This is a genomic window from Cellulomonas timonensis (assembly GCF_900046455.1).
Lineage (GTDB): Bacteria > Actinomycetota > Actinomycetes > Actinomycetales > Cellulomonadaceae > Cellulomonas_A > Cellulomonas_A timonensis.
In genome coordinates, this window is sequence record NZ_FCOT01000009.1 from 290,986 (window position 1) to 309,295 (window position 18,310).

Sequence of the window (18,310 nt, forward strand, 5' to 3'; positions counted from 1 at the left end):
GTGAGATGACCGCACAGGTTCTGGACGGCACGGCCACAGCGGCCGCCATCAAGGGCGAGCTCACGGCCCGGGTGGCCGCGCTCGCCGCGCGCGGGGTGCGCCCCGGGCTGGGCACGCTGCTGGTCGGCGACGACCCCGGCTCGCGCTGGTACGTCAACGGCAAGCACAAGGACTGCGCCGAGGTCGGCATCGCGTCGATCCGCGAGGACCTGCCGGAGACCGCGACCCAGCAGGAGGTCGAGGACGCCGTCGAGCGGCTCAACAACGACCCCGCGTGCACCGGGTTCATCGTGCAGCTCCCGCTGCCGAAGGGCATCGACACGCATCGGGTGCTCGAGCTCATCGACCCCGCCAAGGACGCCGACGGCCTGCACCCCACGAACCTCGGGCGCCTGGTGCTGCGGGTCAACGAGCCCATCGACTCGCCGCTGCCCTGCACGCCGCGCGGCATCATCGAGCTGCTGGAGCGGCACGGCATCGAGCTCGCGGGCGCCGACGTCACTGTCGTCGGGCGGGGCACCACCGTGGGCCGCTCGATCGGCCTGCTGCTGACCCGTCGGGCGATCAACGCGACGGTGACGCTCACCCACACCGGCACCGCCGACCTCGCCGAGCACACCCGCAACGCCGACATCATCGTGGCGGCGGCGGGCGTCCCCGGCATCATCTCGGCCGACATCGTCAAGCCCGGCGCCGTGGTCGTGGACGTGGGCGTCTCCCGCGCCACCGACCCCGAGACGGGCAAGTCCCGGGTGGTCGGCGACGTCGACCCGGCGGTCCGCGAGATCGCGTCCTGGGTGTCGCCGAACCCCGGCGGCGTCGGGCCGATGACGCGGGCGATGCTGCTCAGCAACGTGGTCGACACCGCGGAGCGCCTGGCCGGCTGAGCGGAGCACCTCGTCGGTGGAGTGGCCGATGAGTTCGCCTCCTCGACGTGGTCAGTACTGGTGACCACGTCGTAGGAGGGAACCCTCATGGGAATCGTCAGCCCGCACCTCTGGTACCACTCGCAGGCCGAGGAGGCCGCGCAGTTCTACACCTCGTTGATCCCGAACTCGGAGGTCACCAGGGTCATCAAGGCGCCCCCGGGGGTGAACGTCCCCGAGGGGACCGCCTTCATCGTCGAGTTCACCCTCGACGGGATGCCGGTGACGGCGTTGAGCGCCGGCCCGGCCTTCACCCTCGACGAGTCGTTCTCGATGATCCTCGCGTGTGAGAGCCAGGAGGAAGTCGACCACTACTGGGACGCGCTGCTGGCCGACGGCGGCGAGCCCAGCCAGTGCGGGTGGCTCAAGGACCGGTACGGCCTGTCGTGGCAGGTGGTGCCCACGGCGCTGGACTCGCTGCTGTTCAGCGACGACTCCGAGGCGTCGGCCCGGGCCACGCAGGCGATGTACACGATGCAGAAGTTGGACCTCCCTGCGCTCCAGGCGGCGTACGACGGCGCCTGACCCGGGTGGCCCGGCCCGGACGGCGCGGCGGCCTGTCAGCGGGATGAGGTTGGATATGCCGCGTGCTGACTATCGCCACCGCCAACGTCAACGGGATCCGGGCCGCCTACAAGCGCGGCATGTCCGAGTGGGTCGCCACCCGCAAGCCGGACGTCATGCTGCTGCAGGAGGTCCGCGCGCCTGACGAGATCCTCAGCGACTTCCTGCCGACGTCCGAGTGGCACCTCGCGCATGAGGCCTGCGAGATCAAGGGCCGCGCCGGTGTCGCCATCGCGTCCCGGCTGCCCATGAGCGCCATCCGCATCGGCCTCGCCACGGGCGTGCCGGTGGACACCGGGCGCTGGGTCGAGGCGGACCTCGAAGTGCCCGGCAAGGACGGCTCCACGCAGCAGGTCACCGTCGTCTCGACGTACATCCACTCGGGGACGGCGGGCACCCCCAAGATGGACGAGAAGTACGCGTTCCTGGACCACGTGACCAAGCGGCTCGCCGAGCTCGCGGGCTCCGGGCAGCACGTGGTGGTGGCGGGCGACCTGAACATCGCGCACAAGAACGTCGACATCAAGAACTGGAAGGGCAACCTCAAGGCCGCCGGGTTCCTGCCGGAGGAGCGCGCCTACCTGGACCGCTGGTTCGACGAGCTGGGCTGGCGCGACCTGGGCCGCGAGCTCGGTGGGGAGGGCCCCGGGCCGTACACGTGGTGGTCGTGGCGCGGGCAGGCGTTCGACAACGACGCCGGCTGGCGGATCGACTACCAGCTCGCCACCCCGGGCCTGGCCGGTCTGGCCCGGACCGCCGAGGTGGACCGTGCGGAGGCCTACGACCAGCGATTCAGCGACCACGCGCCCCTGGTGGTCACCTACGACGTGTGAGCCGCGGCGCCGGCGAGCGCGTCAGCGCCCGCGTCGGTTGCCACCACCGTGCGGTAGTACGCGATCTTCTCGGCCAGGTGCTCTTGCTGGCGGGTGAGCAGAGCGATCGTCGCGGTGACCTCGGCGGCGTGCTCCTCGAGGATGTCGAGCCGCTCGGGGATGGTCTGCTCCGCGTCGGCGCCGGTTGCGAGCGCGAGGCCGGCGTAGCGCCGCATTGTGGCGATCGGCATGCCCGTGTCACGCAGGCACCGCAGGATCTCGAGCCACCCGAGGTCTTGGTCGGAGTAGCGGCGGCGGCCCCCGGGGTCGCGCTCGACGCCGGTGAGCAGCCCGATCCGCTCGTAGTAGCGCAGGGTGTCGATGCTGAAGCCGCTGCGTCGGGCGGCCTCGGCCGGGGTGTGCGTCGCCATGGCGACAGTGTGGCGGGTGCTGGGGTGCTGGTCCGTGGGCGCGCCGCTTGACCTGGAGCGCGCTCCAGGTCCGACAGTAGGGGGATGACGACGACACCCCCCGCGGACCCGATCCTCTCCGCCCCACCGCTCGCGCTCGGCGCGATGTCCTTCGGCACCACCATCGCCGAGGACGACGCGTTCGCGCTGCTCGACGGCTATGTCGCCGCAGGCGGCGTGTGGATCGACACCGCCGACTGCTACGCGTTCTGGTCCGACGAGGCCGGCCGCGGCGGGGCGAGCGAGCTGCTGCTCGGCCGCTGGCTCGCCGCGCGGCCCGGGGTCCGGGAGCGGGTGCTGATCGCGACGAAGGTCGGCTGTGAGCCGCTGTACCCGGGCAGCTACCCGGAGTCCTCCGAGGGGCTCGCGCCGGAGGTGGTGCGCCGGGTCGCGGCGCAGAGCCTCGAGCGCATGGGCATCGACCACATCGACCTGTTCTGGGCGCACCGCGACGACCGGGCCGCCGACCTCGCGCAGACGGTGGACGCCTTCGCCGGGCTCGTCGACGACGGCGTCGTCGGCCGGTGGGGGTACTCGAACACCGCGTTGTGGCGCGTCGAGCGGGCCGCCGCGCACGCCCGAGCCCAGGGGATCACCGGGCCGAGCGCCATCCAGCTCCGCTACACCTACGTCCAGCCCCGGCCGTTCGTGCGCGACCACGATCACGACCACCGGTTCGGCTGGATCACCGACGAGGTGCTCGACTACGCGGCGAGCAACCCCGGGATCGACCTGTGGGCGTACACCCCGCTGCTGTACGGCGCCTACGACCGCCCCGACCGGCAGATCTCCGACGCGTTCACGCATCCGGGCACCACCCGGCGGCTCGAGGTCCTCGACGAGGTGGCGCGCGAGCTGGGCGCCACCCGCAGCGAGGTCGTGCTCGCGTGGCTCGTGGGAGGCGACCCGGTGGTCCGGCCGGTGGCGGGGGTGAGCAGCCAGGCGCAAGTGGAGGCCGCGCTGTCCGGCGTCCGGCTCACCCTGCCGACCGAGGCACGTGAGCGCCTCGACGCCCCCTGGTGACCGACGCCTGACGACAGAGGGCGGGCCGACGATGAGGTCGTCGGCCCGCCCTCTGTCGTTCCCGTCGAGTCAGACCCCGCGGCGCAGCGCTGTGATCGGCTCGATGGCCGCGGCCTTGAGCGCGGGGTAGAAGCCCGCCGCGAGCCCGATGAGCCCTCCGGCGACGGCCGCGGCGCCCACCACGCGCAGGTCGAGGATCGGCACCCAGGACTGCAGTGCGGACACGAGCACCACGACCGCGACGCCCAGCGACGCGCCGATCAGCCCGCCGATCAGGCCGATGATCGCCGACTCCACGATGAACTGCGCGGCGATGTCCCGGCGGGTGGCGCCCAGCGCCCGGCGCAGCCCGATCTCGCCCACACGCTCCATCACCGACAGCAGCGTGACATTCGCGATCCCCACCCCGCCGATGAGCAGTGCCACGGCGCCCAGGGCCAGGAAGATCAGGTCGACGTCGGCCTGGACGTTCTGCTGCACCGTGGAGCGGGCTGGCGGGGCCTTGACGCTGAAGCCGTCGGGGGAGTTGGGGTCGAGGGCGATCGGTGCCTGCTCGGCGACGACCTCGCCCGCCCCGGGCGCGATGCGCACCTGCAGCTCGGCGGGCGCCGCCAGGTCGAAGTCGGACCGCGCGGTGCCCATGGGCAGGATCACCGCGTCGAGCAGCTCCGTCTTGCGCTTCACGTCGTCGATGATGCCGATCACGGTGTAGGAGTCCTCGCCGATGAAGATCGACGGCTGCCTGTCGACGCGGTGCACCCCGAGGGACTCGGCGGCCCGTGCCCCGAGCACCACCACGCGGTCGCCGCGCGCGTCGTGTCCGGAGTCGAAGTTGCGGCCGGTGACGACGACGCCCCGCACCGTCTCGAGCAGGCCCTCCGACGAGGCCAGCACCGGGACCGAGGTCTGAGCCGCCTGCGACGGGTCGTTCACGGGCACCGACGTGACCTGCGCGCCCCGGACGTCCACCTCGGCGAGGGTGCCCGCCGACTCCACGCCGGCCAGACGGCTCACCCGCTCGGCGGCGTCCCACGGAATCCGCGCTTTGGCGCGCGTCTGGCCGCCGCCGGTCGACTTGGCGGGCTCGACGACCACCTGGGTGGCGGCGACCGCGTCGAACTGCTTGTTGATCTGCCCGGCCGTCGTGTTCGCGAGGCCGACGGTGACGACCACCGAGGCGATGCCGAGCACCGTCCCCATGATCGTCAGGATCAGGCGCCCGGGCCGGGCGCCGACGCCGAACGTGGCCTCGGCGAACAAGTCCCGCGCCCCGAACCTGTCGCCGCGTGGCGGCCGCTTGGCGACAGCCGGTGTCGCCCGCGCGTCGGCGAGCCCGAAGCCGTCCGGGTCGGTGGTGGGGCGGGTCCGGGTCAGGAGCCGCCTCATGCGAGCTCGGTCAATCGGCCGTCGGAGATCCGCACCCGCCGCTGGGCCCGTGCGGACACCTGAGAGTCGTGGGTGATCACCACGAGCGTGAGGCCGTCGCCGTGCAACTCGTCGAACAGGTCGAGCACCCCCGCGGAGTTCACCGAGTCCAGGTTGCCGGTGGGCTCGTCCGCCAGCAGCACCTGCGGCTCCGCGACGATGGCCCGGGCGATGGCCACCCGTTGCCGCTCGCCACCCGAGAGGACTGTGGGCAGGAAGTCGACCCGGTGGTCGAGGTGGACCCGGTGCAGCGCCGCCATCGCCCGGTCCCGGCGTTCTGCCCGGGGCACCCCCGAGTACAGGGTGGCGAGCAGCACGTTGTCGAGCACCGTGCGGTGGGGCAGCAGGTGGAAGGACTGGAAGACGAACCCGATGCAGCCGCCCCTCAGCCGTGAGCGGTCCGACTCGGAGGCGGCGCCGGTGGGGCTCCCGTTGAGGAGGTACTCCCCGGAGCTGGGCCGGTCGAGCAGCCCCAGGATGTGCAGCAGCGTCGACTTTCCCGACCCGGACGGGCCGATGATGGACAGGTAGTCGCCCGCCTCGATGCGCAGGTCCGCCGGGTGCAGCGCCACGACCGGCGGATCGCCGGGGAACGTGCGGGTGAGCGCGGCGAACTCGATGACGGCCGGGACCGGCCCAGCCGGCTGCTCGTCCAGGAGGACGTCGAGGACGCTCATCCGGCCGCCTCCGTCGCCTCGTCGGATGCGTCCTCGGCGCCGCGGATCCCCACCACGACCAGGTCGCCGGCGGCGATGGGCTCCTTCGAGTTCACGATCTGCACGTACCCGCCGGCGGCCAGTCCGGTCTCCACTGTCACGAGCTCGGTGGCGCCCTTGGCGCCCTGCCGCTCGATGCGCGACTCGCCACCGGGTCCGGCCGTGAGCGCGGCCAGCGGCACGGCGAGCACCTCGCCGCCGGTGGAGCTCACCGGAATCTTGATCCGCACGTTGTCGCCGCCCTGGAGCGTGGACAGCTGCTCTGCGGTGAGCTCGCCGAGCTGGAAGCGGACGGTGTGCCGCCCCGCCTGGCCAGTGGTCGACCCGGAGCCCGCGGGCGCCTCGGAACCCTCCGTGCCCTCGCCCTCGGGCTCTGCCGAGCTGCTGGTCGAGCCCGGGGCCTCGATGGCCTTCACGGTGACCTGCACGTCCTGCCCGAGCACCGTCACGGTCCCGGGGTTCCCGACCGCCAGCAGTGCGGCGTCGTCGGCGGAGGCGGACGCGACGATCTCGAGCGTGGCGCCCGAGACGGTCATGACGGGACCGCTGACGATCGCGCCCAGCTTCACCGCCACGTTGTCGACCCGTCGTGGCAGAGAGGCGAGGAAGACGACCTCGCTCGCGGGGAGCGCGGTGAGCGTCGCGGCCTTGGCCTCGGTGTGCATGGCCTTGGCGTCGGCCAACGCCCGCTGCGCGGAGGCGACGGCGGCGGCCTCGGCGGAGCTCCCCATGCCCGCCAGCACCTGCGTGCGCTGTGCCTCGGCCACGGTGACGGCCTCGCGCAACGCCTCGATGCTGACGGCGCTGGGCGCCTCGGGGTCGCCGGCCGCTGCTGCGGCCTCGGCGGCGGCAACCTCCCGTTGCGCGGAGCGCACGGCGTTGTCAGCCTGCAGCCGCTCCACTTCGGTGGGCCCCGACGAGGCGGTCTTCAGCGCGATCTGGGCGGAGGAGAGGCCGTCCTCGGCGGCGCGCACCGCATCCTGCGCGCCCTTGAGCGCGTCCTTGAGCTCTTTCCCTGGCGCGGGCGGCTGGTAGCCGACCTTCCGGTAGAGCTCCACCACACCGGCGGCCGTGGCCGCGTCATACACGTCCGAGTCGGGCTTGCCCGCGTCGATGCCGAGCGCCGCGAGCGCCGCCTTGAGCTGGAGGACGTCCGGCCCTGCGACACCCGCCTGCAGGCTGCGGTAGGTGGGCAGCGTGCCAGGCAGCACGATCACCGGGCGTCCCGCGACCTCGAGGGCGACGCTAGCCGCGTCGACAGTGGAGCCGACCTCGGGCACCTGGCCCGTCACAACCGGCTGGCCCTTCACCTCGCCCGTCTCGACGCGGATCTCGGCCGGGTCGTCGTACAGCGGGTCGCCCCGCAATGTCACGTCGTTGGCGAGGACGCGGCTCTCCACAGGCACGGTCACCGCGCCAGCGACCGGGGGAGCGGCGTCCGCCTCTGCCTTGGCCGGAGACGTGATGAGCTGGCTCAGCCCCAGCCCGGCGACGAGGCTCAGCACCGCGACGCCGGCCATCACGAGGATGGTGCGGTTGCCCTGCGGGATCGCGCGGCTCACTTGGCCGCCTTGGCGTCAGTGGCGTACTGCTCGATCCACGCGTCGAGCTCGGCCTTGTGCGCGTCGACGAACTCCTGCTCGAGGGCGAACTGCACCTCTCGGGTCGTCTTCTGGTAGCCGACCTTCGTCTGGCACTTCGCGTCGGCGATCGCCGTGGACATCTCCTTCTCGCGCAGCTCGGTCTCGGCGGCCTTGTCCGTGCTGCCATCCGGGGCAGCCGACTCCCAGAGCGCTGAGTAGGCGTCGGAGATGCTGGTGGCCGCGTCAGGGACCTTCGCGAAGTCGAAGCCGGCCTCGTTCATGCAGTCCGACCACTCGGCGTCGAGCGCGGTGAGCTTCGGGTCGCTGGCGACCTTCTCGTACAGCGTGCCGATCTCGTCCTGGAGCTCGACGAACGCCGGGTCCTCGTACGCGGACATGGTGGAGCCGTACGTCTCGTTGCTCGCCTTGCCGTTGCAGCCCGCGGTCGTCCAATCCCAGGTCGTCTCCGCCTCCTCGTCGAGGGCCTCCGGCTGCTCCGGCCCCCACAGGGCCTCCCAGTAGGCGGCCTGCTCGCTCTCGGACATGGCGGCGACGTAGTCGGCGTTGGGGTCCACCTGCACTGCCTCCTCGCCATCCTCCGACTCGGAGCCGATCGAGTACCCGTAGCCGTGCTTCTCGGCGAACTCCTCGCTGCCCCATTCGAGGTCCTCGTCCCACTCGAACGAGCTGCCCGAGACCTCCCGGGGGGTGTACTCGAAGCCGGCCTCCTGCATGCAGGCCGCGACGATGTTCTCCTGCTCGACTTGGAGCTTCTCGTAGTCGACGTCGTCATAGGCGCTCGTGACCGGCTTCATGTACTCCTGGAGTGGACCCTCGCTCGCCTTGGAGTCCTTCCCGGCATCGGAGTCGCCGCTGCTCCCGCAGCCGCTGAGCAGAAGCAGGGCGCAACCGGCAGCGGCGGCGGCGGTGAACGGGACGGACCTCATGGGTGTGCCTTCCTGCGGAACGGTGGGCGCGGGTGGCGATGGAGCCGGCGCGCGCGCGGGTCAGTTTGTCGGTTTTGATCCCTGACGAACCTAGCAACGGGGGGGCTGTCGCGGGTCAACCCTGCGGATGACCGGCTGTTCAGGCACGTGGCGCCTCAGGCGGACAACGCTTGACCACAGGCGGACGGCACGGCGGGTTGGCTCGCGCCTCACTTGTCCGTGGCGTACTGCTCGATCCAGGCGTCGAGCTCGGCCTTGTGGGTGTCGATGAACTCCTGCTCGAGGGCGAACTGCACCTCCTGGGCCTTCTCGGGGTAGCCGGCTTTCTCCTGGCACTTCGCGTCGGCGATCGCCGTGGCCATCTCCTTCTTGCCCAGGTCAGCCCTGGTGGTCTCGTCAGTCGTCTCCGAGAGCGCGGCGTAGGCCTCGGCGATGCTCTCGTGGGCTTCGCTGACTCTCGCGAAGTCGAAGCCCGCCTCGTTCATGCACGCGGACCACTCGGCGTTGATCGCCGCGAGCCTCGGGTCGTCCGGGACCTTCTCGAACATCCGCCTCTGCTCCTCATGGAGGTCCTCATAGGCGGGGTCCTCATAGGCGGCGTTGAGATTGCTGTACACCTCGTGGTTCGCCTTGGCATTGCAGCCGCCCTTCGTCCAGTCCCACCCGGACTCGGTGTCGACGTCTTGCTGCTCGCCGAACAAGGCCAGGCTGTAGGCGGCCGCCTCGCTCTCGGACATGGCTGCGAGGTAGTCGGCGTCCGGGCTGACGAACTCCTCCTCGCCGATCTCCGACTCCGGACCGGCCGACCAGCCGTAGCCGTACTTCTCGGCCCACTCCACAGGGCCCATCCTCTCCGCGTCGTCCAACGAGGCCGGTTGGCTCGGGACGTCCTGGGGCGTGTACTCGAACCCTGCCTCCTGCATGCAGGAGGCGATGATGTTCTCCGCCTTCTTGTGGCGCTTCGCGGACTCGTCGGCGTTGTCGCTCGGGATCGACTTCGTGTACGCGTGAAGCGGACTCTCCTTCGCCGCGGTGTCCTTCCCGGCGTCGGAGCCGCTGCTGCTGTCGCCGCCGCCGCTGTCGCTGTCGCTGCCGCTGCAGGCGCTGAGCAGGAGAAGCGCGCCGACAGCGGCGGCGACGGTGAACGGGACGGACCTCATGGGTGTGCCTTCCTGCGGAACAGTGGTTCGCGGCCGGCGATGGAGCGGGCGCGCGCGCGTGTCAGATAGTCGGTTTTGATCCCGACGAACCTAGGCAGCGGGCGGCGATCGCGGGTCAGCCTTGCGGATGACTTGGCTGTTCAGGAACGTGGACCCTCAGGCCGACAACGGTTTGCCACGGTGGAACGTCATGCCGGGCGTTGGGGCCGTGTCGGTCACTTGGCCGCCGTCGGCGCCGTGGCGTACTGGCCGACCCAGGCGTCGAGCTCGGCCTTGTGCTCGTCGACGAACTCCTGCTCGTAGGCGACCACGACCTCCATGACGGTCGCGTCGTACCCGACCTCCTTCTGGCACCTCGCGTCGGCGACGGCCGTGGCCACCTCCCGCTCGCGCAGGGCCGCCTCGGCGGCCTTGTCTGTGCCGGTCTCCGGGTCGGCCGCGTCCCAGAGAGCCGAGTACTGCTCGGCGAAGCTGTTGTTCGCGTCCATGACCTGCGCGAAGTCGTAGCCCGCCTCGTTCATGCAGTCCGACCACGCGGCGTCGACCGCGGTGATCTTCGGGTCGGCGTAGACCTCCTCGTACAGCCGGGAGATCTGCTCGCTGAGGTCGGCGTAGGCCGGGTCCTCGAAGGCGGCCATCGGGCTGGCGGCCCAGGCCTCGTTGCTCGCCTTGCCGTAGCAGCCCGCCTTCGTCCAGTCCCATTCGTACTCGGCGTCGTCGTCGATGGGCGCGTCCTGCTCACCCCAGAGCGCCAGCTCGTAGGCGGCCCGCTCGGTCTCGGACATGGCCGCGAGGTAGTCGGCATTCGGGTCCACCGACTCGGCCTCGTCGCTCGCGGGCTCCGGGCTCGAGTACCCGTACCCCTCCCTCGCGGCGTGCTCCTCGGTGAACTCGAACGCGTCCTCGCCGTCGGGATAGTCGGCGCTCGAGACCTCCCGGGGGATGTACTCGAACCCCGCCTCCTGCATGCAGGCGGCGATGATGTTCTCCTCCTCGGCGTGGACCTTCTGATAGTCGATGTCGTAGAGGGCGTCCATGTAGGCCGTGAGGGGCGCGTCTGCCTTGCTCTGCTTGCCGGGCTCGGCGTCTCCACCGCTGGCGCATGCGCTGAACAGCAGCAGCAGTGCGCAGCTGGCGATGGCGGTGATCGGGATGGTCCTCATGGGTGCGCCTTCCTGCGGGAACGGTGTGGGAGCGGGTGGCGGTCGAGCCGGCGCGCGCACCGGCAGAAGGTGGGGGGAGCCGAACCGGCGCGTCGAACTATACACAGTGTGTATACACGTGGCGTATAGAGGGATGGAGATCCTGTGACCGCGCGCGTTCGGCCCAGGTCGAACGCCGTCACCGCGTCGTCGCCACGCCGCTCGCACGAGAGACCGGGACCGAGACGGGCCGCGGTCGTCTGGTCACACGTGCGCGGGCTCTCCTACGCCCGGCGTCGTCCGCGAGTCACCGCGCGACGCCCGCCGCGCTCAGCAGCGCGTCGAGGTCGGCGTTCCCGGCGGGCGCAGGGGCCTCTCGGGGGAGCAGGGTGGCGCCGCCCCAGGACGACGGTGCCCGGCTCAGTAGCGGATGGCGTCGATGACCTTGACGCGGACCGCCACGGTCGCCGGGATGAGCCCCGCAAGCGCGCCGACCCCGGTGGCGCAGGCCATGCCGATCATGGCCGCGGAGAGCGGGAACGGCGGCATGTCCTCGATGCCGCCGCCGAAGACCCGCTCGACGGGGATGTTCTTGATGATCGCGACGGCGATGACGACGCCGACCAGGCCCGCCACGACTGTGGCGACCACCGACTCCATGAGCACCCCGAAGAACACCCGGCCCGAGGTCGCGCCGAAGCTGCGCCGGATGCCGATCTCCCGGATGCGGTGCCGCACGGTCACCAGCGCGATGTTCACCAGCCCGAGCCCGCCGAGCAGCAGCGCGAACCCGCCGACGCCCAGCACGACCCACTTGGTGGCGCTGTCCAGGGCGTTGTAGTACTCGTTCGGGTAGACGTTGACGTCGTAGCCCGGCAAGAGCGCCATGAGGTCGCGGGTGATGAGCGGCTGCAGTTCTTCGGCCATCTCCGGGGGCACCCACATCCGCAGCTCAGGGGGCCCGTACCCCTCGTTGGAGGCGGTCCAGCGGTTGACGTGGTCGGTCAAGGCGTAGGCGGCCGGGGGCTCCTGGTCCCAACTGCTCGCGTAGACGCCGATCACCTCGGCGCGCACCGGAGTGGGTCCGCCGAGGACGATGGTCGGGTGCGTGTCGAGGGCGGGCTCGCCCAGGGCCTTCCAGAACGTCTCGTTGACGACGACCGCCGGGGCGAGGCGCTCCACGTCGCTGTCGGCGAACCAGCGCCCGTCAGTGGTCTGGAACCTGTTGATCACCCCGAAGGCGGGGTCGACGACCTGCAGCTGGACCATCTGCGTGCCGGTGGGGAAGCGGAACGGCGCCTGCCCCCATCCCACGCGGGACCAGTGCTCGATGCCGTACTGCTCGACCACCCGCGTGTAGGCGGCCTCGAACACCGCGGGGTCGGGGGTGGTGGAGGTCGTCGCGACCATGTCGCCCGACCACCTCTGGTAGGCGGTGGCCATCAGCGTCACGTCGCGGCCGTTGTACCGCTCGGCCTGCTCACGGAAGGCCTGGTTCATCATCTGCACGGCGGCCGTGATGCCGGTGATGGCGGTGACGGCGACGGCCACGCCGATGAGCGCGAGCAGCACCCGCAGCTTGTGGATGCGCAGCTCGTCCCACGCCTCGACCAGGGTGCTGACGATGCCGCTCATGCGCGCACCGTGCCCGGGAGCTCGGCGGCGCCGGTGGGGACGTCCGTGGGCACGTCGCCCACCCATTCGGTCACCTGGCCAGGGGCGTTGAGCACGATCGGCACGAGCACCCCGCCGGCCAGCCGGTAGTGCCGCTGCGCGCGGGCGGCGACGGCGAGGTCGTGGGTGATGGCGATCAGCGCGGCGCCGGTCTGCCCGGCGATCTCGTCGAGCAGCGCCATGACCTCGCCGCCGGTGTCCACGTCCAGGGCCCCGGTGGGCTCGTCCGCGAGGATCACCCGCGGGCCCCGGACCAGGGCGCGGGCGATGGCCACGCGCTGCTGCTCGCCGCCGGAGAGCTTCTCCGGCATGTCCTCCAGGCGGTCGCCGAGGCCCACCCGGTCGAGCATGTCGGCGGCGAGCGCGCGTCGCCTCCAGAACTGGCGGCCGCGCGCGTACATCAGCGGCGCGGCGACGTTCTCCAGGGCCGTGCGGCCCGGCATGAGGTTGAACTGCTGGAACACGAAGCCGAAGTCCTCGCCGCGCCGCCACGCGCGCTTGCGCTGCGACAGCCGCGCCACGGAGGCGCCCTCGAGCAGGTACTCCCCGGAGGTGGGGGAGTCCAGCAGTCCGAGGATGTTGAGCAGCGTGGACTTGCCGGTGCCGGAGCGGCCGACGATCGAGATGTGCTCCCCGGCGTCCACGGTGAGCGTGATGCCGCGCAGGATCTCCAGCACGCGCTCGTCGGGCAGCAGGACGGAGCGGGTGACGTCCGTCAGCTCGAGCAGGCTCATGCCTGGCACGTCGCGTAGTCGGCGCCGGGCTGGTCGCAGGGCAGGTTCACGGTGTCGCCGACGGGCACGAACTGCAGGACCTTGTCACCGGTGGCCAGGCCCTCGGTGATCTGGACGTTCTCCCCGTCGGTCAGGCCGAGCTTGACGGCGCGCTTCTCGGAGGCGCCGTCGGGCAGCACGATCCACACGTTGCCCTCCTGCACGGAGCCCTGCACCGCGGTGACGGGCACGACGAGCGCGTCGGCGGCGGTGCCGTTGACGACCTCCAGATCGGCGCCGAGGCCCGGGAACGCGGTGACTCCCGCGGGCACCGCGCAGGTGATGGCGCCCGTGGCGGCCGCCTGGCCGCCGTTGTCGCTGCCCGACTGGTTGGCGTCGGCGCCGGCCTGGGCGGCGGCGCCGATCTTCAGCCCGGTGCAGGCGAACGGCGCCGGGCCGCCCTTGAGCGTGACCTGGGCCTCGGTGGGCGCGCCGAGCAGCCGGTACTGCTGCTCGGGGGTGAGTGTGCCGGACACGGACAGCGTCCCGGGGGCCACGGAGCCGATCGCGTCGCCGACGGACACGATCTGGTCCTTGAGCGCCGTGAGCGTCAGCGTCCCGGCGGTGGCGGCCTTGACCGTCTCGCGCTTGATCTTCGGCTTGTTCTCCGTGACCGTCTGCTCGCCGGTCTCGGGGTTGGTGGTGACGGTGGGCTCGACGGGCGTCTCGAGCAGGATCTCGAGGATCGGGGTGTCGACCTCGACCTGCTGGCCGTGGGCGGCCAGCAGCTTCGACACCGTGCCTGCCATGGTCGCCTTGACGGGCGTCGCCGGATCGGAGACCACCGATCCCTGCACCGTCACCGTGTTGGTGATCGTCGCGGTGGACACCTCGGCGTGCATCTCGTTGACCTGCGCGGACGGCACGAGGCTGTCATCGGCCTGGGACAGGTCCGCGCCCGAGAACGCCATCTTGACCAGGGCGAGCGCGATCACCGCCCACAGGATGAGGCGGATGGTCGGGAAGATGATCCTGCGGGTGACCCCCACGGTGCGGCTCCTCGCGTCATGGCTGATAGGGCGCACGGGGCGCTTCGCCGCACACCGTACCGAGTGCCTGTGACGTGGGGATCAGACCAGGGGATGACCTGCGGGTGGATATGCGCCGTCAGTTGGCGGGCCCGGCCGCCGTCGCGACGAGGAAGGCCGGCGGGGTGAGCCCGCGCACGGCGAACGCCTGCGCCACGGCCTGCTCGACCTGGCCGACCTGGTCCCGCTCGACGAGCGCGATGGCCGAGCCGCCGAACCCGCCGCCGGTCATCCGGGCGCCCCACGCGCCGGCCTCCCGTGCAGCCTCCACCGCGACGTCGAGCTCGAGGCAGGACACCTCGTAGTCGTCGCGCAGCGAGGTGTGCGACGCGTCCAGCAGCGGCCCGCACTCGCGGACCCGGCCCGCGTCGAGCAACGCGACGAGCGCCTCGACGCGCGCGATCTCCGTCACGACGTGCCGCACGCGCCGCACGGCTGTCGCGGGATCGTCCGACGCCTCCGTGAGTCGGTCGAGCGCGGTGGCGAGGCCCGCGCCCGGCGCCACCTCGCGTAGTGACTGGACGCCCAGCACACGCGCCGCGTCGTCGCACGTGGCCCGGCGGGCGGCGTACTGCCCGTCCACCAGGGCGTGCTCGGCGCGGGTGTCCACGACCAGCAGGGCGAGCCCGAACGCGTCCAGGTCGAAGGGCACGTGGCGCACCGACGAGTCGAGGCAGTCGAGCAGCAGCGCGTGGCCCTCCCGGGAGCGCAGCGACGCCGACTGGTCCATGCCCCCGGTGGGCGCCCCGGCGATCTCGTTCTCGGCGCGGACGCACGCGGCGGCGAGCACTGTGCGGCCCGCGTCGTCGGGCTCGGCGGCGGTCCCGGCGCGCCCCAGGTCGAACACGTCGTCCAGGGCGACGGCGACGGCGGCCTCCAACGCGGCCGACGACGACAGCCCGGCGCCGTACGGAACGCAGGAGTCGACCACCGCGTCGAAGCCGCGCACCGGCAGGCCTTGTGCGGCCAGGGCCCACGCGACGCCCGCGACGTAGGCCGGCCACCCCTCGACGGCGCCGGGTGCCACATCGGCCAGGCGCACCTCGCGGAGGCCGTCGGGCTCCTGCGCTGAGGCCAGGCGGATCAGGTCGTCCTGTCGGGGGCGCAGCGCTAGGTAGGTGCGGTGCGGCAGGCCGATGGGCAGGCACAGCCCGCCGTTGTAGTCGGTGTGCTCCCCGATGAGGTTCACCCGGCCGGGCGCCGACCACGTGCCGGGCTCGGGGCCATCGAACCCGAAGGCCGCCGCGAAGGCCTGTCGCACGCGGGCCTCGCCCTCGGGGCGGGTCCAGGCGTCGATCTGGGTGACGGCGCTCATCGGGCCACCTCCTGCAGCCGGGCGGCGATCCGCTCGGGGGTCGTGTCGCTGATCCAGGCGGCCATGCCGGACTCGACGCCGGCGAGGTACTTGAGCTTGCCGGGCGCGCGCAGCACGGAGAAGACCTGCAGGTGCAGCCTGCCCAGCTCGCGGCCCTCGCCGACGACTGCCTGATGCCAGCCGGAGATGTACGGCAACGGGATCTGCTCGCCGTCCGGCCCCACGAAGAACTTGTCGAGCCGGCGCAGCAGCTCCAGGTACGCCGTCGCCAGGTCGTCGCGCTCCGCGTCGTCGAGCTGTGGCAGGTCCAGCACGTCGCGGTTGGGCGCGAGGTGCACCTCCACCGGCCACCGGGACGCGGCGGGCACGTATGCGGTCCAGTGCTCCGTCTCCAGCACGACGCGGACACCGGCCTTCCGCTCGGCGTCGAGGATGTCGCGGTGCAGGTTGCGGCCGGTGCGCGCGTGGTGGGCGGCTGCCTGGCGCTGCATGGCCTGCGTGCGGGGGGTCACGAACGGGAACGCGTACACCTGCCCGTGCGGATGCGGCAGGGTGACGCCGATCTCCTTGCCGCGGTTCTCGAAGCAGAACACCTGCTCGATGCCGGGCAGCGCGGACAACTCGCGGGTGCGGTCCGCCCAGGCCTCGATGATCGTGCGCATCCGCGTGGGGCTCACCGCGGCCAGGCTGCTGGAGTGGTCGGAGCTGAAGCAGACGACCTCGCAGCGCCCGGCGGCCGGCCGCCGGGCGCTGCGAGGTCGTCTGCTTCAGCTCCGACCACTCCAGCAGCCTGGCCGCGGTGAGCCCCACGCGGATGCGCACGATCATCGAGGCCTGGGCGGACCGCACCCGCGAGTTGTCCGCGCTGCCCGGCATCGAGCAGGTGTTCTGCTTCGAGAACCGCGGCAAGGAGATCGGCGTCACCCTGCCGCATCCGCACGGGCAGGTGTACGCGTTCCCGTTCGTGACCCCCCGCACGCAGGCCATGCAGCGCCAGGCAGCCGCCCACCACGCGCGCACCGGCCGCAACCTGCACCGCGACATCCTCGACGCCGAGCGGAAGGCCGGTGTCCGCGTCGTGCTGGAGACGGAGCACTGGACCGCATACGTGCCCGCCGCGTCCCGGTGGCCGGTGGAGGTGCACCTCGCGCCCAACCGCGACGTGCTGGACCTGCCACAGCTCGACGACGCGGAGCGCGACGACCTGGCGACGGCGTACCTGGAGCTGCTGCGCCGGCTCGACAAGTTCTTCGTGGGGCCGGACGGCGAGCAGATCCCGTTGCCGTACATCTCCGGCTGGCATCAGGCAGTCGTCGGCGAGGGCCGCGAGCTGGGCAGGCTGCACCTGCAGGTCTTCTCCGTGCTGCGCGCGCCCGGCAAGCTCAAGTACCTCGCCGGCGTCGAGTCCGGCATGGCCGCCTGGATCAGCGACACGACCCCCGAGCGGATCGCCGCCCGGCTGCAGGAGGTGGCCCGATGAGCGCCGTCACCCAGATCGACGCCTGGACCCGCCCCGAGGGCGAGGCCCGCGTGCGACAGGCCTTCGCGGCGGCCTTCGGGTTCGATGGCCCCGAGCCCGGCACGTGGTCGGCGCCCGGCCGGGTGAACCTCATCGGGGAGCACACCGACTACAACGGCGGGCTGTGCCTGCCCATCGGCCTGCCGCACCGCACCTACCTAGCGCTGCGCCCCCGACAGGACGACCTGATCCGCCTGGCCTCAGCGCAGGAGCCCGACGGCCTCCGCGAGGTGCGCCTGGCCGATGTGGCACCCGGCGCCGTCGAGGGGTGGCCGGCCTACGTCGCGGGCGTCGCGTGGGCCCTGGCCGCACAAGGCCTGCCGGTGCGCGGCTTCGACGCGGTGGTCGACTCCTGCGTTCCGTACGGCGCCGGGCTGTCGTCGTCGGCCGCGTTGGAGGCCGCCGTCGCCGTCGCCCTGGACGACGTGTTCGACCTGGGGCGCGCCGGGACCGCCGCCGAGCCCGACGACGCGGGCCGCACAGTGCTCGCCGCCGCGTGCGTCCGCGCCGAGAACGAGATCGCCGGGGCGCCCACCGGGGGCATGGACCAGTCGGCGTCGCTGCGCTCCCGGGAGGGCCACGCGCTGCTGCTCGACTGCCTCGACTCGTCGGTGCGCCACGTGCCCTTCGACCTGGACGCGTTCGGGCTCGCCCTGCTGGTCGTGGACACCCGCGCCGAGCACGCCCTGGTGGACGGGCAGTACGCCGCCCGCCGGGCCACGTGCGACGACGCGGCGCGTGTGCTGGGCGTCCAGTCACTACGCGAGGTGGCGCCGGGCGCGGGCCTCGCCACCGCGCTCGACCGACTCACGGAGGCGTCGGACGATCCCGCGACAGCCGTGCGGCGCGTGCGGCACGTCGTGACGGAGATCGCGCGCGTCGAGGCGCTCGTCGCGTTGCTCGACGCGGGCCGGGTCCGCGAGTGCGGGCCGCTGCTGGACGCGTCGCACACCTCGCTGCGCGACGACTACGAGGTGTCCTGCCTCGAGCTCGACGTCGCGGTGGAGGCTGCACGGGAGGCCGGCGCGTGGGGCGCCCGGATGACCGGCGGCGGGTTCGGCGGCTCGGCCATCGCGCTCGTCGAGCGGGACCAGGTCGGCCAGGTCGAGCAGGCCGTGGCGCAGGCGTTCGCCGTGCGCGGGCTCACCCCGCCGGCCTTCCTCGTCGCGACGGCGGCCGGGCCCGCCAACTGACGGCGCATATCCACCCGCAGGTCATCCCCTGGTCTGATCC

At 72.2% G+C, this 18,310-nt stretch carries 18 protein-coding genes; 6 read left to right on the forward strand and 12 right to left on the reverse strand.

Translation table 11 applies throughout. The features are described from left to right. Window positions 1-5: 5 nt before the first annotated feature. From BN3788_RS03455 to BN3788_RS03465, 3 genes are all read left to right on the forward strand, one after another. A complete protein-coding gene (locus BN3788_RS03455; protein WP_066582448.1) occupies window positions 6-887 on the forward strand; it encodes a bifunctional methylenetetrahydrofolate dehydrogenase/methenyltetrahydrofolate cyclohydrolase in 882 nt (293 codons plus the stop codon). Window positions 888-974: 87 nt separating this feature from the next. After that, window positions 975-1,451: a VOC family protein gene (locus BN3788_RS03460; protein WP_066582449.1), complete on the forward strand. Its 477-nt coding sequence runs from the start codon at window positions 975-977 to the stop codon at window positions 1,449-1,451. A 62-nt stretch (window positions 1,452-1,513) separates the two neighbouring features. Next, a complete protein-coding gene (locus tag BN3788_RS03465) occupies window positions 1,514-2,323 on the forward strand; it encodes an exodeoxyribonuclease III (protein WP_066582450.1) in 810 nt (269 codons plus the stop codon). Here the strand turns inward: BN3788_RS03465 and BN3788_RS03470 are convergent. Then, window positions 2,311-2,733: a MerR family transcriptional regulator gene (locus tag BN3788_RS03470; protein WP_066582451.1), complete on the reverse strand. Its 423-nt coding sequence runs from the start codon at window positions 2,731-2,733 to the stop codon at window positions 2,311-2,313. The two genes, BN3788_RS03465 and BN3788_RS03470, sit on opposite strands and share 13 nt — an antisense overlap. An 84-nt stretch (window positions 2,734-2,817) precedes the next feature. Here BN3788_RS03470 and BN3788_RS03475 point away from each other — a divergent pair, with 84 nt between their 5' ends. Then, complete coding sequence (locus tag BN3788_RS03475) at window positions 2,818-3,795, forward strand: aldo/keto reductase (protein ID WP_066582452.1); 978 nt, start codon at window positions 2,818-2,820, stop codon at window positions 3,793-3,795. Between the two features lie 69 nt (window positions 3,796-3,864). Here the strand turns inward: BN3788_RS03475 and BN3788_RS03480 are convergent, their stop codons facing one another. From BN3788_RS03480 to galT (BN3788_RS03530), 11 genes are all read right to left on the reverse strand, one after another. Beyond that, complete coding sequence (locus BN3788_RS03480; RefSeq protein ID WP_082812534.1) at window positions 3,865-5,181, reverse strand: ABC transporter permease; 1,317 nt, start codon at window positions 5,179-5,181, stop codon at window positions 3,865-3,867. Then, the gene (locus BN3788_RS03485; protein ID WP_066582453.1) at window positions 5,178-5,897 is read right to left on the reverse strand and encodes an ABC transporter ATP-binding protein; all 720 of its coding nucleotides are present in this window, start codon (window positions 5,895-5,897) and stop codon (window positions 5,178-5,180) included. Before BN3788_RS03485 ends, BN3788_RS03480 begins: the two co-directional genes overlap by 4 nt. Next, a complete protein-coding gene (locus BN3788_RS03490; protein ID WP_234346461.1) occupies window positions 5,894-7,498 on the reverse strand; it encodes an efflux RND transporter periplasmic adaptor subunit in 1,605 nt (534 codons plus the stop codon). Before BN3788_RS03490 ends, BN3788_RS03485 begins: the two co-directional genes overlap by 4 nt. Then, a complete protein-coding gene (locus BN3788_RS03495; protein WP_066582454.1) occupies window positions 7,495-8,466 on the reverse strand; it encodes a hypothetical protein in 972 nt (323 codons plus the stop codon). Before BN3788_RS03495 ends, BN3788_RS03490 begins: the two co-directional genes overlap by 4 nt. 209 nt (window positions 8,467-8,675) lie before the next feature. Next, window positions 8,676-9,626: a hypothetical protein gene (locus BN3788_RS03500; protein WP_066582455.1), complete on the reverse strand. Its 951-nt coding sequence runs from the start codon at window positions 9,624-9,626 to the stop codon at window positions 8,676-8,678. A gap of 215 nt (window positions 9,627-9,841) precedes the next feature. Then, the gene (locus BN3788_RS03505) at window positions 9,842-10,789 is read right to left on the reverse strand and encodes a hypothetical protein (protein ID WP_066582456.1); all 948 of its coding nucleotides are present in this window, start codon (window positions 10,787-10,789) and stop codon (window positions 9,842-9,844) included. A gap of 399 nt (window positions 10,790-11,188) precedes the next feature. After that, window positions 11,189-12,403 (reverse strand): ABC transporter permease, encoded by a 1,215-nt coding sequence (locus tag BN3788_RS03510; protein WP_066582457.1) that lies wholly within the window; start codon window positions 12,401-12,403, stop codon window positions 11,189-11,191. Then, entirely contained in the window at window positions 12,400-13,176 is a 777-nt protein-coding gene (locus tag BN3788_RS03515) for an ABC transporter ATP-binding protein (protein WP_066582458.1), read from the reverse strand. The genes BN3788_RS03510 and BN3788_RS03515 overlap by 4 nt, the downstream gene beginning before the upstream one ends. Beyond that, a complete protein-coding gene (locus BN3788_RS03520; RefSeq protein ID WP_066582459.1) occupies window positions 13,173-14,204 on the reverse strand; it encodes an efflux RND transporter periplasmic adaptor subunit in 1,032 nt (343 codons plus the stop codon). The genes BN3788_RS03515 and BN3788_RS03520 overlap by 4 nt, the downstream gene beginning before the upstream one ends. A gap of 118 nt (window positions 14,205-14,322) precedes the next feature. Beyond that, window positions 14,323-15,558: a galactokinase gene (gene galK, locus BN3788_RS03525; protein WP_066582460.1), complete on the reverse strand. Its 1,236-nt coding sequence runs from the start codon at window positions 15,556-15,558 to the stop codon at window positions 14,323-14,325. After that, on the reverse strand, window positions 15,555-16,244 hold the full coding sequence (gene galT / locus BN3788_RS03530; protein ID WP_390619660.1) for a galactose-1-phosphate uridylyltransferase: 690 nt from the start codon (window positions 16,242-16,244) through the stop codon (window positions 15,555-15,557). The genes galK (BN3788_RS03525) and galT (BN3788_RS03530) overlap by 4 nt, the downstream gene beginning before the upstream one ends. Before the next feature lie 104 nt (window positions 16,245-16,348). Here galT (BN3788_RS03530) and galT (BN3788_RS03535) point away from each other — a divergent pair, with 104 nt between their 5' ends. Beyond that, window positions 16,349-17,038, forward strand: a complete 690-nt coding sequence (galT, locus tag BN3788_RS03535; RefSeq protein WP_390619660.1) for a galactose-1-phosphate uridylyltransferase — start codon at window positions 16,349-16,351, stop codon at window positions 17,036-17,038. Continuing rightward, complete coding sequence (gene galK / locus BN3788_RS03540) at window positions 17,035-18,270, forward strand: galactokinase (RefSeq protein ID WP_066582460.1); 1,236 nt, start codon at window positions 17,035-17,037, stop codon at window positions 18,268-18,270. The genes galT (BN3788_RS03535) and galK (BN3788_RS03540) overlap by 4 nt, the downstream gene beginning before the upstream one ends. The last annotated feature ends 40 nt before the right edge of the window (window positions 18,271-18,310 follow it).

Excerpts from the sequence above, each read along its gene's own strand:
- BN3788_RS03480 (WP_082812534.1), bottom strand. The coding sequence starts at position 5,181 with ATGAGGCGGCTCCTGACCCGGACCCGCCCCACCACCGACCCGGACGGC.
- BN3788_RS03505 (WP_066582456.1), bottom strand. The coding sequence starts at position 10,789 with ATGAGGACCATCCCGATCACCGCCATCGCCAGCTGCGCACTGCTGCTG.
- BN3788_RS03500 (WP_066582455.1), bottom strand. The coding sequence starts at position 9,626 with ATGAGGTCCGTCCCGTTCACCGTCGCCGCCGCTGTCGGCGCGCTTCTC.
- BN3788_RS03475 (WP_066582452.1), top strand. The coding sequence starts at position 2,818 with ATGACGACGACACCCCCCGCGGACCCGATCCTCTCCGCCCCACCGCTC.
- BN3788_RS03460 (WP_066582449.1), top strand. The coding sequence starts at position 975 with ATGGGAATCGTCAGCCCGCACCTCTGGTACCACTCGCAGGCCGAGGAG.
- BN3788_RS03470 (WP_066582451.1), bottom strand. The coding sequence starts at position 2,733 with ATGGCGACGCACACCCCGGCCGAGGCCGCCCGACGCAGCGGCTTCAGC.
- BN3788_RS03510 (WP_066582457.1), bottom strand. The coding sequence starts at position 12,403 with ATGAGCGGCATCGTCAGCACCCTGGTCGAGGCGTGGGACGAGCTGCGC.
- BN3788_RS03485 (WP_066582453.1), bottom strand. The coding sequence starts at position 5,897 with ATGAGCGTCCTCGACGTCCTCCTGGACGAGCAGCCGGCTGGGCCGGTC.
- BN3788_RS03515 (WP_066582458.1), bottom strand. The coding sequence starts at position 13,176 with ATGAGCCTGCTCGAGCTGACGGACGTCACCCGCTCCGTCCTGCTGCCC.
- galK (WP_066582460.1), bottom strand. The coding sequence starts at position 15,558 with ATGAGCGCCGTCACCCAGATCGACGCCTGGACCCGCCCCGAGGGCGAG.
- BN3788_RS03495 (WP_066582454.1), bottom strand. The coding sequence starts at position 8,466 with ATGAGGTCCGTCCCGTTCACCGCCGCCGCCGCTGCCGGTTGCGCCCTG.
- BN3788_RS03455 (WP_066582448.1), top strand. The coding sequence starts at position 6 with ATGACCGCACAGGTTCTGGACGGCACGGCCACAGCGGCCGCCATCAAG.
- galK (WP_066582460.1), top strand. The coding sequence starts at position 17,035 with ATGAGCGCCGTCACCCAGATCGACGCCTGGACCCGCCCCGAGGGCGAG.